Here is a 14,154-nt window from a genome sequence, read left to right as displayed (position 1 = left end):
GGCGCTCAGGACTTGAGCAGGGCCTGGAGGTCCGCCACCATCGGCGCCACGCCGGCGCCATAGCGCGCGTAGAGCCGCAGCCGGCCCTGCGGGTCGTAGACGAAGCTGGCCGCCGAGTGGTCCATCGAATAGCTCGTCGGGGTCTTGCCGTCGACCTTCTTGAAGTAGACCTTGAAGTCCTTCGCGAGCGCCGCGAGCTGGTCGGGCGTCGGGATCAAGGCGACGAAGGAAGGGTCGAAGGCGCCCATGTAGGCCTTCATCACTTCCGGCGTGTCGCGCGCCGGGTCCACGGTGACGAACAGCACCTGCAGCTTGTCGCCATTGGCACCCAATTGCTGCTTGACCTGCGCCATCTCGCTCATGGTGGTCGGGCAGACATCCGGGCACTGGGCATAGCCGAAGAACAGCACCACCGCCTTGCCCTTGAAGTCGGCCAGCGTGCGAGTCTTGCCGTCGGCATCGGCCAGCGAGAAATCCCTGGCGTAGTCGGCGCCCGTGATATCGATCGCATGGAAGCTGGGCTTGGCTTCGGAGCAACCCGCGAGCTGGACGCCCGCGAACGCGGCGACGCCGGTCCAGGCCAGGGTTTGGAGCAATTGCCGCTTGTTCATGGGTTCGATCATCGGAGGTAGTGGTCGACCAGCAGCGCGGCGAACAGCACGCTCAGGTGGATCAGCGAAAAGCGGAAGGTCTTGCGTGCGAGCGCGTCGGAATAGTGGCGCCACAGCGCGAAGGCATAGCCGGTGAAGCCGATGCTGACGCCGATCGCGACCACCAGGTAGAGCCAGCCGCTCATGCCGTAGATGAAGGGCATCAGGCAGGCAGCGAACAGGATGAAGGTGTAGAGCAGCACCTGAAGCCGCGTGAACTCATTGCCGTGGGTCACGGGCAGCATCGGCAGTCCCGCCTTGCGGTAGTCCTCGACCCGGTAGAGGGCCAGGGCCCAGAAGTGCGGCGGCGTCCACAGGAAGATGATCAGGAACAGGATCAGCGCCTCGGGGCCGACGTCGCCGGTCATCGCGGCCCAGCCCAGGACCGGCGGCATCGCGCCCGAGGCGCCGCCGATCACGATGTTCTGCGGCGTCAGCGGCTTCAGGATCACGGTGTAGATCACCGCGTAGCCGACGAAGGTCGCGAAGGTCAGCCACATGGTCAGCGGGTTGACCGTGAACCACAGCAGGGCCGAGCCCGCCGCGCACAGCGCCGCCGAGAAGCTCAGCGCCTGCCGGTCGCTGAGCTGGCCGCGGGCCGTCGGCCGCCAGGCGGTGCGCTTCATCTTGGCATCGATGCCCTTCTCGACCAGGCAATTGAAGGCCGCCGCCGCACCGGCGACCAGCCAGATGCCGAGGCAGGCCAGCGCGCCCTGCTGCAGGTCGGCCAAGGTCGGCACGCCGGGGACCGCGAGCACCATGCCGATCAGGGCACAGAAGACGATCAGTTGCACCACGCGCGGCTTCGTCAGCGCATAGAACTGGCGCAGCACGCTGGCGGTGGTCGGGACGGGAACAGACACGGGGGCGCTCATCGGGCCACCTCCATTTTGGGAACACGGGCGCCGGCGCCGGCCGCACTGCGGGCGCCCTCGCGACGGCTTTCGCACAAGGTCCAGGTCAGCACCACCGCGAGCGCCGCGGCGCCGCCGGTGTGCAGCAGTGCCGCCGCGAGCGGCCAACCGAGCAGCACGTTGCCGAGGCCGCTGGCGAGTTGCAGCAGCGCCAGCACAGCGAGCCAGCGCGCCTGGGCGCGCAGCGGCTCGATGCGATACAGACGCCAGGCCAGCAGGCCGATGGCGGCGAACACGAGGTAGGCCATCAGGCGGTGCGCGTAGTGGATGGCGGTGAGCGCGGCAAAGTCGATCGGGGCGCCGGCGGTGGTCTCGCCGAGATGGCGCCAGATCTCGAAGCCCTGGGCGAAGTCCATGGGCGGCCACCAGCTGCCCTGGCAGGTCGGGAACTGGGTGCAGGCCAGCACGGCATAGTTGGTGCTGACCCAGCCGCCCAGGGCGATCTGCAGGCCCAGCAGCGCGGTGGTGGCGATCAGCAGCGTGCGCAACGCCGACGGCAGGGCCGTGGGCAGGCGCTGCAGCGCCGCCTGCTGGTAGCGCACGGCCTGGATGCAGAGCAGCGCCAGCAGCGCCACGGCGCCCAGCAGGTGCAGCGTGACGATGGCGGGGAAGAGCTTCCAGGTCACGGTCATCGCGCCGAAGGCACCCTGCAGGCAGACCCAGGCCAGCGTGGCGGCGGGCCACCAGGCGCTCAGCGCGCGCTCGCCGCGGTGGTCGGGCAGGCGCTGCCGCCGGCGTGCGACCCAGGTCGCGATCGCCAGCACCAGGATCAGGAAGCCGACCCCGGTGGCCAGGTAGCGATGGACCATCTCGACCCAGGCCTTGCTGTGGGTCACCGGCCCGGTCGGCTGCGCGGCTTGCGCCATCGCGATGTCGTGGCGCGCGCCGAGCGGGCTGGCGTTGCCGTAGCAGCCGGGCCAGTCGGGGCAGCCCAGGCCCGAGTCGCTCAGCCGGGTGAAGGCGCCGAACAGCGTCAGGTCGAAGGTCAGGAACAAGGCGAGCACGGTCAAGGCATGCAGCCGGCGCGCGGCACCGGCGCCCGCGTTGCGCCGCCAGACCCAGATCAAGGGCCCCAGGGCCAGCAGCACGCCGACCGCCAGCAGCCAGGCGATCGGCTTGAGGTCGTAGAGCGAGGTCGTGTCCATGGCGGGATCAGCGGCCTGCGTCGTCCCAGGACGAGGAGGCGCGCAGCAGCCGGTCGAGGTCGCGCTTGCCGCGGCTGGCGCCGGCGGCGTCCATGCGGGCCGGAAAGCGCATCATCAGGTTGCCCAGCGGGTCCACCACGAAGAGGTGTTCCGCCGGCGCGTGGCCCGCGCTCGCGGGCAGCCACTTCGCGATCTCGGCGGCCGGCAGGCGCAGCACGGTCGCGCCGCGCAGGCCGTTGGCCAGGCGTTCGGGCAGCGGTTGCGCATCGCTGACCAGCCAGACGCGGTCGAGCCGGTCTTTTTCGCGCCCCAGGCTCTCGCGCAGTTGGCGCTGCAGATAGAGCTGCTGTTCGCACAGGGCGTCACAGGCCGCATCGGCCACGGTCAGCAGCAGCCACTGGCCCTTGAGCGACGGCAGCCGGACCGTCTTGCCGTCCGGCTGCGTGCCCTCGATGTTCGGCAGCGGCCGCTGCGGATCGATCAGCTCGCCGTAGACGCTGCGGCCCTCGGGACGCACCACGTAGTAGGTGAAATAGGAGGCGACCACCGGTGCCGCGCAGCACAGCAGCACGAAGATCATCTTCCAGCGGCCCTGGACCGTGCGCCGGCCTTCGGCGCCCGCGAGCGCCTGGCGCGGCGACGGCATCGAGTGGACGGTCAGGCCGAGCGGCTCGTCAGCCACGGCGGGCAAGGCGTGCGCGGCGGAAGGGGGCGATGAATTGAAACCAGACATAGAGGAATACCACGAGGGCCGAGAGGCCGAACCACTGGAATGCATAACCGTAGTGCTTTTCGACACCCAGCGCAGGGGCCGGCCAGTCGCGCTGCAAGCCCTCGGACGCCGAGCCGGTCTGCTGCAGGGAGACATCGGTCCGCAGGGGCAGACCGGTTTCGGCGCGGAACGCTTCAAGACCGAGATTCTGCCGGATGAGCGAAGACCCCGCGGGCGCTGGCGTCGTCGCGGCGGAATCGGCCTTGCCCAGTTCCAGCAGATGAGCCGGCGGCGGCGCGATCCTGGCGGTCACTTCGACCAGGCCGGCCGGCGTCTCGATCGCCTCGAGCCGGGTCCGGTCGGTGAAGTTGCGCTGGATCCAGCCGCGCTGGATCAGCAGGGTCTGGTCGCTGCCTTCGAGCGCGAAGGGCGTCAGCACGTAGAAGCCGGGCACGCCATGCATCTGGCGGTTGTCGAGGTAGACCGTGTGCGGCGCCAGCCAGAGTCCGTGCAGCCGAACCGGCCGGTGCATCTGGGCGGCCGCATCGCCGAGCGCCAGGAAGGCCTCCTGGTCGAGCGGCGGCAGGTTGTTCTGGGCGTCGATCTCGGCCTGCAGCGCTTCTTTCTGCGCCGCCCGCGACAGCTGCCAGCGACCCAGCGAGACCGTGGCCGCGAGGGTCAGCAAGGCGACAGCGGTGACGAGCCAGAAGCGGCCGGTGCGCGGGCCGCGAACCGTGTCCGGGACATCCGCGTTCAAGGCCGCGGGCGGCGCCGACGGCCGATAATGTGGGTCATGAAATACCTTGTCGCCCTCGCCTTCCTGGGCATCCTGGGCAGTCTCGCGGTGGCGCTGTTCTTCATGTTGAGGGACGGGCGCGAGGGCCGCGCCAAGAGCAGCGGCATGGCGCGCGCGCTCACGGTTCGGATCGGACTTTCGGTCGTTTTGTTCCTCTGCGTCCTGCTGGCGTGGAAATTCGGCTACATCCAGCCGGGGGGCCTCCCGATCGGCAAGTAGGTGATGCTCGTTCCACGAAATCCATGAAAAAAGCGCCTCGCGGCGCTTTCTTTTTTTGCCGTCGCTGAAGCTCAAAGCCAATAGACCAGGAAGTACAGGCCGAGCCACACGACGTCGACGAAGTGCCAGTACCAGGCGGCGCCCTCGAAACCGAAGTGCCGCTCGGGCGTGAAGTGGCCGCTGCGCAGGCGCAGCGTGATGAAGAACAGCATCAGCATGCCGATGAACACGTGCAGACCGTGGAAGCCCGTGAGCATGAAGAAGGTCGATCCGTAGGCGCCGGAGCTGAGCTTGAGGTTCAGCTCGGTGTAGAGGTGGTAGTACTCGTAGCCCTGGACGCTCAGGAAGCTGAAGCCCAGCAGCACGGTCAGCCACATGAAGCGAATGGTCTGCGCACGATGGCCGGCACGCAGCGCGTGGTGGGCGATCGTCAGCGTGACGCCGGAGCTCAGCAGCAGCGCGGTGTTGATGGTCGGCAGCCAGAACGGGCCGACGGTCTGGAAGGGCTCGACGATGCCGGCCGGCGAACCGGTCACGCCGACCGCCGCCGTGGGCCACACGGCCTTGAAGTCGGGCCACAGCAGCGCGTTGTCGAGGCTGCCCAGCGCGGGCAGCGCATGCGTGCGCGCCCACCACAGTGCGGTGAAGAAGGCGCCGAAGAACATCACTTCGGAGAAGATGAACCAGCTCATGCTCCAGCGGAACGAGAGGTCGACCTTGTGGCCGTACAGGCCGCCTTCGCTTTCGCGGATCGAGGCGCTGAACCAGACGTAGAGCGTGCCGAGCCAGACGATCATGCCCGCCAGCAGCGACCAGGCGCCCCACTGGTGGCCATTGATCCATTGGGCCGCGCCCAGGATGACGAAGAGCAGGCCGGTCGCGGCCATGACCGGGTAGGCCGATGGCCCGGGCACGAAGTAGTAGGGCGTGGTGCCGTGGGTGGTTGAGCTCATATCAGATCCTGGCTTTCTTCTCTCGATTCGAATTCTGTGGGATGTGTGTGTTCAGGTTGCGGCCACCCAGCGCACCAGCAGGATCAGCCCGGTCACGAACAGTGCGACGGCGACGAAGGCGACCGCGATGATGTGCAGCGGATTGAGCTTGGCGAGGTCGTCCTGGTAGCCGCTCTTCTTGCGGACACCGAAGAACGACCAGCAGACGGCCTTCACCGTCCGCCACAGCGACCCCTTGTGCGCGACATCCGAGGCGCTCACGAGCGCGGCTCCATGACGACGGCGCCATTGGCCGCCACCGGTGCCGGCGGGGTCTTGCCGCCGACCTCGAAGAAGGTGTAGGACAGCGTGATGGTCTTCACGTCCTTGGAGATCTTGGGATCGATCACGAACGCCACCGGCCACTGCTTCTTCTCGCCGGCGTCGAGCGTGTACTGGTTGAAGCAGAAGCACTCGAGCTTGTTGAAGTAGGGCGCGGCCTGCTGCGGCGCGTAGCTCGGGATCGCCTGCGCCGCCATGCGGCGGTTCTGCACGTTCTGGAACTCGTACATCACGGTGTTGAGCTGGCCCGGATGGACCTCCATCGAACGCTGCGCGGGCTTGAAATCCCAGAGGCCGCGCACGTTGGCGTCGAACTCGACCGTGATGGTGCGGCTCATGTCGACCTGGGTGTTGTCGGGCACGCGAACCTTGTCGCCGCCGGTCGCACCGCCCGGGACCTGCAGCTCGGACAGGGCCAGGATGTTGATGCCGGTCATCTCGCAGATGGCGCGGTACATGGGCACCAGCCCATAGCCGAAGGCGAACATGCCGGCCGCGACGACGGCCAGCTTGCCGACCATGCGGACGTTCTCGCGGCGGATGCGTTGGCCGATGCCCATACTGCCCTTAGCGGCCTATCCAGACCATGCGGACAATGAAGCCGATGAAGAACAGCACGGCAATGGAGGCCAGCGTGAGCCCCATGCGGCGGTTGTTCCTCTTCTGTTCGGGTGTCATGAGGCGCTCGAGGTTCAGCCGATCACGCGGGTGGCGGTCGCGTCCAGCTTGGGCGGGGTCTCGAAGGTGTGGAACGGCGCCGGCGACGGCACTTCCCACTCGAGGCCTTCGGCGGCTTCCCACGGCTTCTGCGGGGCCTTCTCGCCCTTGCCCATCATCGTCGGCAGGACGATGAAGAAGAAGAAATAGACCTGCGCGAGACCGAAGGCGAAAGCGCCGACGCTGGCCACCGCATTGAAGTCGGCGAACTGCATCGGGTAGTCGGCATAGCGGCGCGGCATGCCCGCCAGGCCCAGGAAGTGCATCGGGAAGAAGGTGATGTTGAAGGAGATCAGCGACCACCAGAAGTGGACCTTGCCGCGGGTCTCGTTGTACATCACGCCGGTCCACTTGGGCGCCCAGTAGTAGTAGCCCGCGAACATCGCGTACAGCGAGCCGGCCACCAGCACGTAGTGGAAGTGGGCGACGACGTAGTAGGTGTCCTGCAGCTGGGTGTCGATCGGCGCGACCGCCAGGATCAGGCCGGTGAAGCCGCCCATGGTGAACACGAAGATGAAGCCGACCGCGAACAGCATCGGCGTCTCGAAGGTCATCGAGCCCTGCCACATGGTGGCGACCCAGTTGAAGATCTTCACGGCCGTCGGCACCGCGATCAGCATGGTCGCGTACATGAAGAACAGCTGGCCGGTGAGCGGCATGCCGGTCGTGAACATGTGGTGCGCCCAGACGATGAACGACAGGATCGCGATCGACGAGGTGGCGTACACCATCGAAGCGTAGCCGAACAGCTTCTTGCGCGAGAAGGCCGGGACGATCTGGCTGATGATGCCGAAGGCCGGCAAGATCATGATGTAGACCTCGGGGTGGCCGAAGAACCAGAAGATGTGCTGGTACATCACCGGGTCGCCGCCGCCGGCGGGGTTGAAGAAGCTGGTGCCGAAGTGGCGGTCGGTCAGCGTCATCGTGATGGCGCCGGCGAGCACCGGCATCACGGCGATCAGCAGGTAGGCGGTGATGAGCCAGGTCCAGCAGAACATCGGCATCTTCATCAGCGTCATGCCCGGGGCGCGCATGTTGAGGATGGTCACGATGATGTTGATCGAGCCCATGATCGACGAGGCGCCCATGATGTGCATCGCGAAGATGCCGGCGTCCATCGAGGGGCCCATCTGCAGCGTCAGCGGCGCGTAGAGCGTCCAGCCCGCGGCGGGTGCGCCGCCGGGCATGAAGAACGAACCGACCAGCATCAGCGCCGCCGGGATCAGCAGCCAGAAGCTGAAGTTGTTCATGCGCGCGAACGCCATGTCGGAGGCGCCGATCTGCAGCGGGATCATCCAGTTCGCGAAGCCCACGAAGGCCGGCATGATGGCGCCGAACACCATGATCAGGCCGTGCATGGTGGTGAACTGGTTGAACAGTTCGGGGTTCACCAGTTGCAGGCCGGGCTGGAACAGCTCGGCGCGGATCAGCAGTGCGAGCACGCCGCCGACCATCAGCATGGTGAACGAGAACAGCAGGTACAGCGTACCGATGTCCTTGTGGTTGGTCGCGAACACCCAGCGACGCCAGCCGGCCGGTGCGCCGTGGTGGTCATCGTGATGGTGGTCGTCGTGACCGTGTGCGTGGCCGTGGGGGTCGAGGACTGCGCTCATCTTGGTATTCCTTGCAAACTCTTCGTCGTGGGCGCCGGCTTATTGCTTGGCGCGCTCGGCCAGCACTTCGGACGGCTGCACCAACTGACCCGTCTTGTTCGACCAGCTGTTCTTGGTGAAGCTCACCACGGCTGCGATGTCGGTGTCGCTCAGCTGCTTCCAGGCCGGCATGGCGCCGCTGTTCTGCCCGAAGAGCACCACATGAACCTGCTTCTGGTGATCGGCGTCGAGCACGGTCGGCGAGCCGTCGAGGGCCTTGATCGGGCCGGCGCCACGGCCGTTGGCCTGGTGGCAGGCCGCGCAGTTGGCGGCGTAGACCTTCTCGCCGCGCGCCAGCAGTTCGGGCAGGGTCCAGACCTTGGTCGGATCGTCCTGCTTGGCCGCGGCTTCCTTGCGCTTGCCGTCGACCCAGGCGGTGTAGTCGGCCGCCGCGAGCACCTTCACGTGGATCGGCATGTAGGCGTGTTCCTTGCCGCAGAGCTCCTGGCACTGGCCGTAGTAGTCGCCGACCTTGTCGGCCCGGAACCAGGTGTCGCGCACGAAACCGGGGATCGCGTCCTGCTTGACGCCGAGCTGCGGCACCGCGAAGGCGTGGATCACGTCGTTGGCGGTGGTGATGATGCGCACCTTGGCGTTGACCGGCACCACCAGCGGGTTGTCGACCTTGAACAGGTAGTCGTCAGGAATGTCGCCCTTGGCGCCGGCGTTGGACATGGCGCGCTGCGAGCTGTCGAGCGTCGAGATGAAGGAAAGGCCCTCGCCTTCGCCCTTCAGGTAGTCGTAGCCCCACTTCCACTGGTAGCCGGTGGTCTTGATCGTGAGATCGGAATTGGTGGTGTCCTTCTGGGCCACCAGCACCTTGGTCGCCGGCAGCGCCATCAGGATCACGATGAGGAAGGGCACGATGGTCCAGATCACCTCGACCACCACCGATTCATGGAAGTTGGCCGACTTGTGGCCAACCGACTTGCGGTGCTTCCAGATCGAATAGAACATGACCGCGAACACGGCCACGAAGATGACCGTGCACAGCACCATCATCACGTTGTGCAGGAAGTGCTGCTCTTGCGAGATCTTGGTGACGCCCAGGGGCAGGTTCAACTGGCGCACCGACGGGCCGCCGGGCAGGTCGTTGACCGCGTGTGCCGCGCCGCTGAAAGCCGCGCCGGCCGCCAGCAGCAGATTCGCCGGCCAGATCTTGTTGCGCCAATTGCTCTTCATCGTGTTCACTTCTTCATTTCCTGTTAACCCCACCGGTCCCCACGGTGCGACACCGCGCTCGCCCCCTCAGGCGCTGCGCAATGCCATGCGAATCTCGCGCGCCAGCGCCGCACGCAACTCCGGGCGCACATAGCGCCCCACCCTGACCGAACGACCCTGACCCGAAACCTCGATCAGCGAACGATCGCTGTCCTGCGGCTCGACCCGCACCTGGTGCGGCAAGAATTCCGTGCGCTCATAGTGCCCACCGTTCTCGAGCTCGACCACCAGCCTGCCGCCCTGCAAGGCGATCTTCTCGCCGTCGGTCGCATGCCGCGCATAGAGCACGAACGCAAACCCGACCGCGGCGAGTTCGAGCCATGCGAACGGCAGCACGAGCCGCGCGCCGTTCAGCCAGAAGACCGTCCCGATACCGAGCGACACCACGCTGAGCGACGCATAGAGCCAGCCGAGCTGGCTCGGCGTGACCGAGCAGTTGCGCTTCAGGAACCAGTGGATGCTCTGGCCAGAAACAGTGGCAAAACGAAACACGGAATTCGACACGGGCGAGTTCTGCAAATCGGTGCGTCGATGCGCTGCCAAACAGGGGTCGGACAGGCCTCGATCACGGGACAATACCCGGGAGTTCACGCAGCGCCGGATTGTAGCGGGTCGGCCGGGGCAGACTCAGTTGCTTACACGACCGCGCTGGAGCATGGAACGCATTTCGCGCAAGGAAACTGCACTTTCTGCAGACAGCGCGACCCGCGGCGCGGGTTTGAAGGCGTGGCCGTAGATGATCTCGAAGGTCAGCGCGATCCGCCCGCCGCCGTCCTCGGCCGGCGCGAGTTCGGGCAGGGACGCGCCCAGGGCACGCCGCCAGGCCTTGCCGCGCAGCGCCGGGAAACGACTCGGATGCAGGTTGCGCCCCAGCGTGCGCAGCTCGGCCAGGGCGGCATCGGCGCTGGCCCAGGTGAGCACGATGCGCTCCATGTCCATCACCGGCTCCGCGAAACCGGCGCCGACCAGCATGTCGCCCCAGTCGTGCATGTCGGTGAACTCGTGGCTGGCGGGCGGCCAGCCGAGCTGCCGGTGCAGGGCGCGCAACTCGCGCAGGGTATCGGGCCCGAAGCAGGAGAACATCAGGAAGCCGTCGGTCGCAACCAGCCGGTGCCAGCGCGCGATCAGCGCCTGCGGATCGGCCGCCATGTGCAGCGCCATGTTGGCCCAGAGCAGGTCGACGCCGTCTTCCGGCGGCGCCTCGAAGCTGGGCTGGGCGCCTTGCCAGCGCCGCGCGGTCCACCACGGCGCGGTCAGCGACCGGGCCGTCGCGGCGGCCAGCGCGGGCCGGGGCTCGATCACGAAGGGTGCGGCGTCGCGGTAGCGGCGGGCGACCAGGGCATGCGCTTCGAGGCCGCCGCGCAGGGGCGCCCAGTCGGCCCAGTGGCGCGGCCGCGCCTTGATCCACTGCAGACGGTCCTCCATGCGACGACCGATTTCCTCGTGCAGCCAGGGCGATTCCGAAGCCGGCGCGAGCCGGCTCCAACGGTCGGCCGCCGTGGCATCGATGGTCGGCGGGCGCTGTGCGGGGTCGGTGGGCATGGGCCGCTCAGTATATTGAGGGATGTTCAAGCCCTGGACCGGACGGCCTTTCTCGTCGTTGCTTGCCCGCCTGCCGAGCGAGTGCGTGGTCTGTCGCGCCTGGCCCGCGGAGCCGGTGTGCGAGGCCTGCGTCGCGCGCTTCGCGCCGCCGGTCCCCCGCTGCCGGACCTGCGCGCTGCCGGTCGCGTCGGGAACCGCGCTGTGCGGCGACTGCCTGCTGCACCCGCCGCCGCTCGACGCCTGCCTGGCCGCCTGCGCCTATGCCTGGCCGTGGCCGGAATGCATTGCCGAATTCAAGTTCCGCGGCGACGCGGGGCGCGCCGCGCCGCTGGCCACCCTGCTGCGCAACGCGCCCTGGGTCGAGCCGGCGCTCGAACGGGCCGACCTGCTGCTTCCGATGCCGCTGGCGCCTGGCCGGCTGCGCGAACGCGGCTTCAACCAGGCGCACGAACTGGCGCGGCGGCTGGACGCGGCCAAATGCGACCCCGGCCTGCTCCTGCGCACGCGCGAGACGCCGCCGCAAAGCGGTCTCGATCGCAAGCAGAGGCTGCGCAGCCTGCGCGACGCCTTCGCCGTGGAGCCGTTGCGCGCCGCGGCGCTGCATGGTCGGCGCCTGGTCCTGGTCGACGACGTGATGACCAGCGGCGCCTCGCTGTTCACGGCGGCCCGCGTGCTGCGCGCGGGCGGCGCCGCCCACATCACGGCGATCGTGCTGGCCCGCACGGACCCACCCGAGTAATGTGCCCCCACGCTCCCCCACTTCGTGTGGGCCGCTGCCCCCCAAGGGGGCCGCAGGCCGCCTTGGGGCGGCCCGGCGCCGGCCTGAGCGCTGGCTGGGTGCAACCGACAATCGCGCCATGTTCCATATCGTCCTCGTCGAACCCGAGATTCCGCCGAACACCGGCAACGTGATCCGCCTGGCCGCCAACACCGGCTGCACCCTGCACCTGGTCGAACCGCTGGGTTTTTCGATGGACGACCGCCTGCTGCGGCGCGCCGGGCTGGACTATCACGAGTACGCGACGCTGTTGCGCCATGCCAATTGGCAAGCGCTTCTCGATAGCCAGCAGCCACCGGCCGACCGGATGTTCGCACTCACGACGCGCGGCACGCGCCGGGTGCACGACGTGGCTTTCCGCCCCGGCGACTGGCTGGTGTTCGGTTCGGAAACGCGCGGACTGGCGCCCGAACTGCGCGAGAGTTTCGCGCCCCCGCAGCGGCTGCGCCTGCCGATGCGCGAAGGCCAGCGCAGCCTCAACCTGTCGAACGCCGTCGCGGTGACCGTCTTCGAGGCCTGGCGCCAAAACAGCTTCGGCTAGCGGGACCGGCGCAGCCCGGTCCCCCTTCGTGAAACACCGCGGAACTGGCTTTGCCAGGCCGCTGGTGTTGCCCCCGGTAGGGGGTGGGCGGGCTACACGAAGTGAGCCCAACCTGGGGGCGAGCTACCTATACCGTCTGACCACCGACTCGGCGACGCAGGCCGGCTTCGGCGAGCCATCGAGCTCGATGGTCGTCTCCCAGGTCATCTGCAGCCCGTCGTTGGGGATCGGCTCCGAGCTCAGCAGCTTCATGCGGCCGCGCACCCGGCCGCCGACCGGCACCGGCGACATGAAGCGCACGCGGTTCAGGCCGTAGTTCACGCCCATGCGCGATTCGGCGACCTCGAAGGCCGTCTCATAGAAGCGCGGCAGCAGCGACAGGGTCAGGAAACCATGCGCGATCGGTCCGCCGAACGGGCCGGCCTTGGCGCGCTCGACGTCCACGTGGATCCACTGGTGGTCGCCGGTCGCCTCGGCGAACTGGTTGACCTGGGCCTGCGTGATGGTGATCCAGTCGCTCACGGCGACTTCCTGGCCGACGCACGCGGCGAGATCCTGAAGGGTCTGGAAGGTCTTTTTCATCGTTTCACTTTAGCGGCGCGCGGGCGCTGCTCCTGTCCACGTCGTGACATGGGGGCTCGGGGTAAACACGGGCTCAGGCGTCCAGCCATTGGGTGATCGGCTGCCATTGCTCGAGGTCGCGCTGCACCCGACCCGGCGCGATGTCGAACAGCGTGAGCCCACGGGCCGCGAGCTGGACGTAGTTCTGGGTGTCGCGCAGCTCGCCGAGCACCGGCACGTCGAGTCTGGCGACGAACTCGCGCAACCGGTCAGCGGCCAGGGTGCGGGCGTCGACCCGCATGCCCACCAGGGCGATCTCCGCCTTGGCCGCATGGCGGTTCGCGAGCAGCTTGTCGAGGAAGTCCCGCGTGGCGTAGATGTCGAAGATGCTGGGCTGCAACGGCACCAGCACCTTGTCGGCCAGCGCCAGCACCTCCTTGAAGCGCGATCCGTGCAGCCCGGCCGGGGTATCGATGACGGCATGGGTGGTACCGCGCGGCGGCCGCACCACGCTGCCATCCTCCGACGCTTCCCAGCTGCGGATCTCGCGCGCCTCGGGAGCGCGCAGCCCGAGCCAGAGCCGCGACGACTGCTGGCGATCGATGTCGCCCAGCATCACCGGGTGTCCGCGACTGGCGAAATAGCCCGCGATATGGGTGGCGAGCGTGGATTTTCCGACTCCGCCCTTGGGATTGGCGACCAGGACTACCGGCATATGAAGCTCCGACAGGCTGAACAAAGGCGCCATGGTAGCCGCGCGCGGGGCGCGCCGGAGTGCGCTAATGTTCGCGCCATGTCGACTTCAACGAACAACAACAGCTCGGCGCGGATCTACGTGATCGCCGCCCATCCGCACTGGCGCGAATCGCGCGTCAACCGCCAGTTGCTGAAAGCGGCCCAGGCCACGCCCGGGGTCGAGGTGAACGACCTCTACAACAGCTATCCCGACTACGCCATCAACATCAAGGCCGAGCAGGCCCGCCTGGCCCGCGCCGACCTGGTGGTGCTGCTGCATCCGATCCAGTGGTACTCGATGCCGGCGCTGCAGAAGCTCTGGATCGACGAGGTGCTCGACTACGGCTGGGCCTACGGCACCGGCGGCCAGGCGCTGCAGGGCAAGGACTGCTGGCTGGTCGCCACCACCGGCGGGCCCGAGGGCAGCTACCACCCACAGAGCTACAACCGCTACTTCTTCGACGCCTTCCTGCCGCCCTACGAGCAGACCGCCGCGCTGTGCGGCATGCGCTTCCTGCCGCCGCTGCTGTTCCATGGCGCGCGCCGTGCGTCGGAGGGCGAACTGGCGGCGCACGTCGAGGTCTTCAAGCAGCGGCTCCAGAGCTACCCCGACTGGCCGGAACTCGAGGAGCTCGACGCCTGCATCAGCTGCCCGGTGCCCGAAACCGACCGGCCGGCCGGCCACGAGGAGGCCTGA

At 67.8% G+C, this 14,154-nt stretch carries 19 protein-coding genes; 4 read left to right on the top strand and 15 right to left on the bottom strand.

Annotation, left to right across the window (positions count from 1 at the left end; translation table 11 throughout):
• Window positions 1-5: 5 nt before the first annotated feature.
• From AC1D2O_RS11820 to AC1D2O_RS11800, 5 genes are read right to left on the bottom strand one after another with little or no spacing between them, the layout of a single operon-like run.
• A complete protein-coding gene (locus tag AC1D2O_RS11820) occupies window positions 6-611 on the bottom strand; it encodes an SCO family protein (protein WP_478086571.1) in 606 nt (201 codons plus the stop codon).
• 8 nt (window positions 612-619) lie between these two features.
• The gene (gene cyoE, locus AC1D2O_RS11815; protein ID WP_478086572.1) at window positions 620-1,525 is read right to left on the bottom strand and encodes a heme o synthase; all 906 of its coding nucleotides are present in this window, start codon (window positions 1,523-1,525) and stop codon (window positions 620-622) included.
• The gene (locus AC1D2O_RS11810) at window positions 1,522-2,709 is read right to left on the bottom strand and encodes a COX15/CtaA family protein (protein ID WP_478086574.1); all 1,188 of its coding nucleotides are present in this window, start codon (window positions 2,707-2,709) and stop codon (window positions 1,522-1,524) included. Before AC1D2O_RS11810 ends, cyoE begins: the two co-directional genes overlap by 4 nt.
• 7 nt (window positions 2,710-2,716) lie before the next feature.
• Entirely contained in the window at window positions 2,717-3,442 is a 726-nt protein-coding gene (locus tag AC1D2O_RS11805) for an SCO family protein (protein ID WP_478086575.1), read from the bottom strand.
• Window positions 3,384-4,178 carry an SURF1 family protein gene (locus AC1D2O_RS11800; protein ID WP_478086577.1) on the bottom strand — a complete coding sequence of 265 codons (795 nt, stop codon included), beginning with the start codon at window positions 4,176-4,178 and terminating at the stop codon, window positions 3,384-3,386. Before AC1D2O_RS11800 ends, AC1D2O_RS11805 begins: the two co-directional genes overlap by 59 nt.
• 36 nt (window positions 4,179-4,214) lie before the next feature.
• On the opposite strand from AC1D2O_RS11800, the gene AC1D2O_RS11795 reads away from it, so the two are divergent.
• Complete coding sequence (locus AC1D2O_RS11795) at window positions 4,215-4,436, top strand: twin transmembrane helix small protein (RefSeq protein WP_478086578.1); 222 nt, start codon at window positions 4,215-4,217, stop codon at window positions 4,434-4,436.
• 71 nt (window positions 4,437-4,507) lie between these two features.
• Here AC1D2O_RS11795 and AC1D2O_RS11790 read toward each other — a convergent pair whose 3' ends face one another.
• The 8 genes from AC1D2O_RS11790 to AC1D2O_RS11755 form a co-directional block, all read right to left on the bottom strand.
• Window positions 4,508-5,389: a cytochrome c oxidase subunit 3 gene (locus tag AC1D2O_RS11790; protein ID WP_478086579.1), complete on the bottom strand. Its 882-nt coding sequence runs from the start codon at window positions 5,387-5,389 to the stop codon at window positions 4,508-4,510.
• A 51-nt stretch (window positions 5,390-5,440) separates the two neighbouring features.
• Complete coding sequence (locus AC1D2O_RS11785) at window positions 5,441-5,650, bottom strand: DUF2970 domain-containing protein (protein WP_478086580.1); 210 nt, start codon at window positions 5,648-5,650, stop codon at window positions 5,441-5,443.
• Window positions 5,647-6,270: a cytochrome c oxidase assembly protein gene (locus AC1D2O_RS11780; protein ID WP_478086582.1), complete on the bottom strand. Its 624-nt coding sequence runs from the start codon at window positions 6,268-6,270 to the stop codon at window positions 5,647-5,649. The genes AC1D2O_RS11785 and AC1D2O_RS11780 overlap by 4 nt, the downstream gene beginning before the upstream one ends.
• 7 nt (window positions 6,271-6,277) lie before the next feature.
• Entirely contained in the window at window positions 6,278-6,388 is a 111-nt protein-coding gene (locus AC1D2O_RS11775; RefSeq protein ID WP_286539281.1) for a cytochrome oxidase small assembly protein, read from the bottom strand.
• Window positions 6,389-6,402: 14 nt separating this feature from the next.
• Window positions 6,403-8,040, bottom strand: a complete 1,638-nt coding sequence (gene ctaD / locus AC1D2O_RS11770) for a cytochrome c oxidase subunit I (protein WP_478157043.1) — start codon at window positions 8,038-8,040, stop codon at window positions 6,403-6,405.
• Window positions 8,041-8,079: 39 nt separating this feature from the next.
• The gene (gene coxB / locus AC1D2O_RS11765; RefSeq protein WP_478090080.1) at window positions 8,080-9,261 is read right to left on the bottom strand and encodes a cytochrome c oxidase subunit II; all 1,182 of its coding nucleotides are present in this window, start codon (window positions 9,259-9,261) and stop codon (window positions 8,080-8,082) included.
• 66 nt (window positions 9,262-9,327) lie between these two features.
• The gene (locus AC1D2O_RS11760) at window positions 9,328-9,804 is read right to left on the bottom strand and encodes a DUF2244 domain-containing protein (protein ID WP_478090090.1); all 477 of its coding nucleotides are present in this window, start codon (window positions 9,802-9,804) and stop codon (window positions 9,328-9,330) included.
• A 123-nt stretch (window positions 9,805-9,927) separates the two neighbouring features.
• Entirely contained in the window at window positions 9,928-10,842 is a 915-nt protein-coding gene (locus tag AC1D2O_RS11755; RefSeq protein WP_478090081.1) for a biotin synthase, read from the bottom strand.
• Window positions 10,843-10,864: 22 nt separating this feature from the next.
• On the opposite strand from AC1D2O_RS11755, the gene AC1D2O_RS11750 reads away from it, so the two are divergent.
• Entirely contained in the window at window positions 10,865-11,581 is a 717-nt protein-coding gene (locus AC1D2O_RS11750; protein ID WP_478090082.1) for a ComF family protein, read from the top strand.
• 118 nt (window positions 11,582-11,699) lie between these two features.
• Entirely contained in the window at window positions 11,700-12,161 is a 462-nt protein-coding gene (locus AC1D2O_RS11745; protein WP_442283728.1) for a tRNA (cytidine(34)-2'-O)-methyltransferase, read from the top strand.
• Between the two features lie 123 nt (window positions 12,162-12,284).
• On the opposite strand, the gene AC1D2O_RS11740 is transcribed toward AC1D2O_RS11745, so the two are convergent.
• The gene (locus AC1D2O_RS11740; protein WP_478090083.1) at window positions 12,285-12,743 is read right to left on the bottom strand and encodes a MaoC family dehydratase; all 459 of its coding nucleotides are present in this window, start codon (window positions 12,741-12,743) and stop codon (window positions 12,285-12,287) included.
• 73 nt (window positions 12,744-12,816) lie between these two features.
• Window positions 12,817-13,437, bottom strand: coding sequence for a ParA family protein (locus AC1D2O_RS11735; RefSeq protein ID WP_478090084.1), 621 nt, complete (start codon window positions 13,435-13,437; stop codon window positions 12,817-12,819).
• Between the two features lie 78 nt (window positions 13,438-13,515).
• Here AC1D2O_RS11735 and kefF point away from each other — a divergent pair, with 78 nt between their 5' ends.
• On the top strand, window positions 13,516-14,154 hold the full coding sequence (gene kefF, locus AC1D2O_RS11730) for a glutathione-regulated potassium-efflux system oxidoreductase KefF (RefSeq protein ID WP_478090085.1): 639 nt from the start codon (window positions 13,516-13,518) through the stop codon (window positions 14,152-14,154).

This window comes from Variovorax sp. P1_G12 (assembly GCF_056405555.1).
Note: the sequence above shows the minus strand (reverse complement) of the source record. Positions and strands in the feature narration are given on the sequence as shown.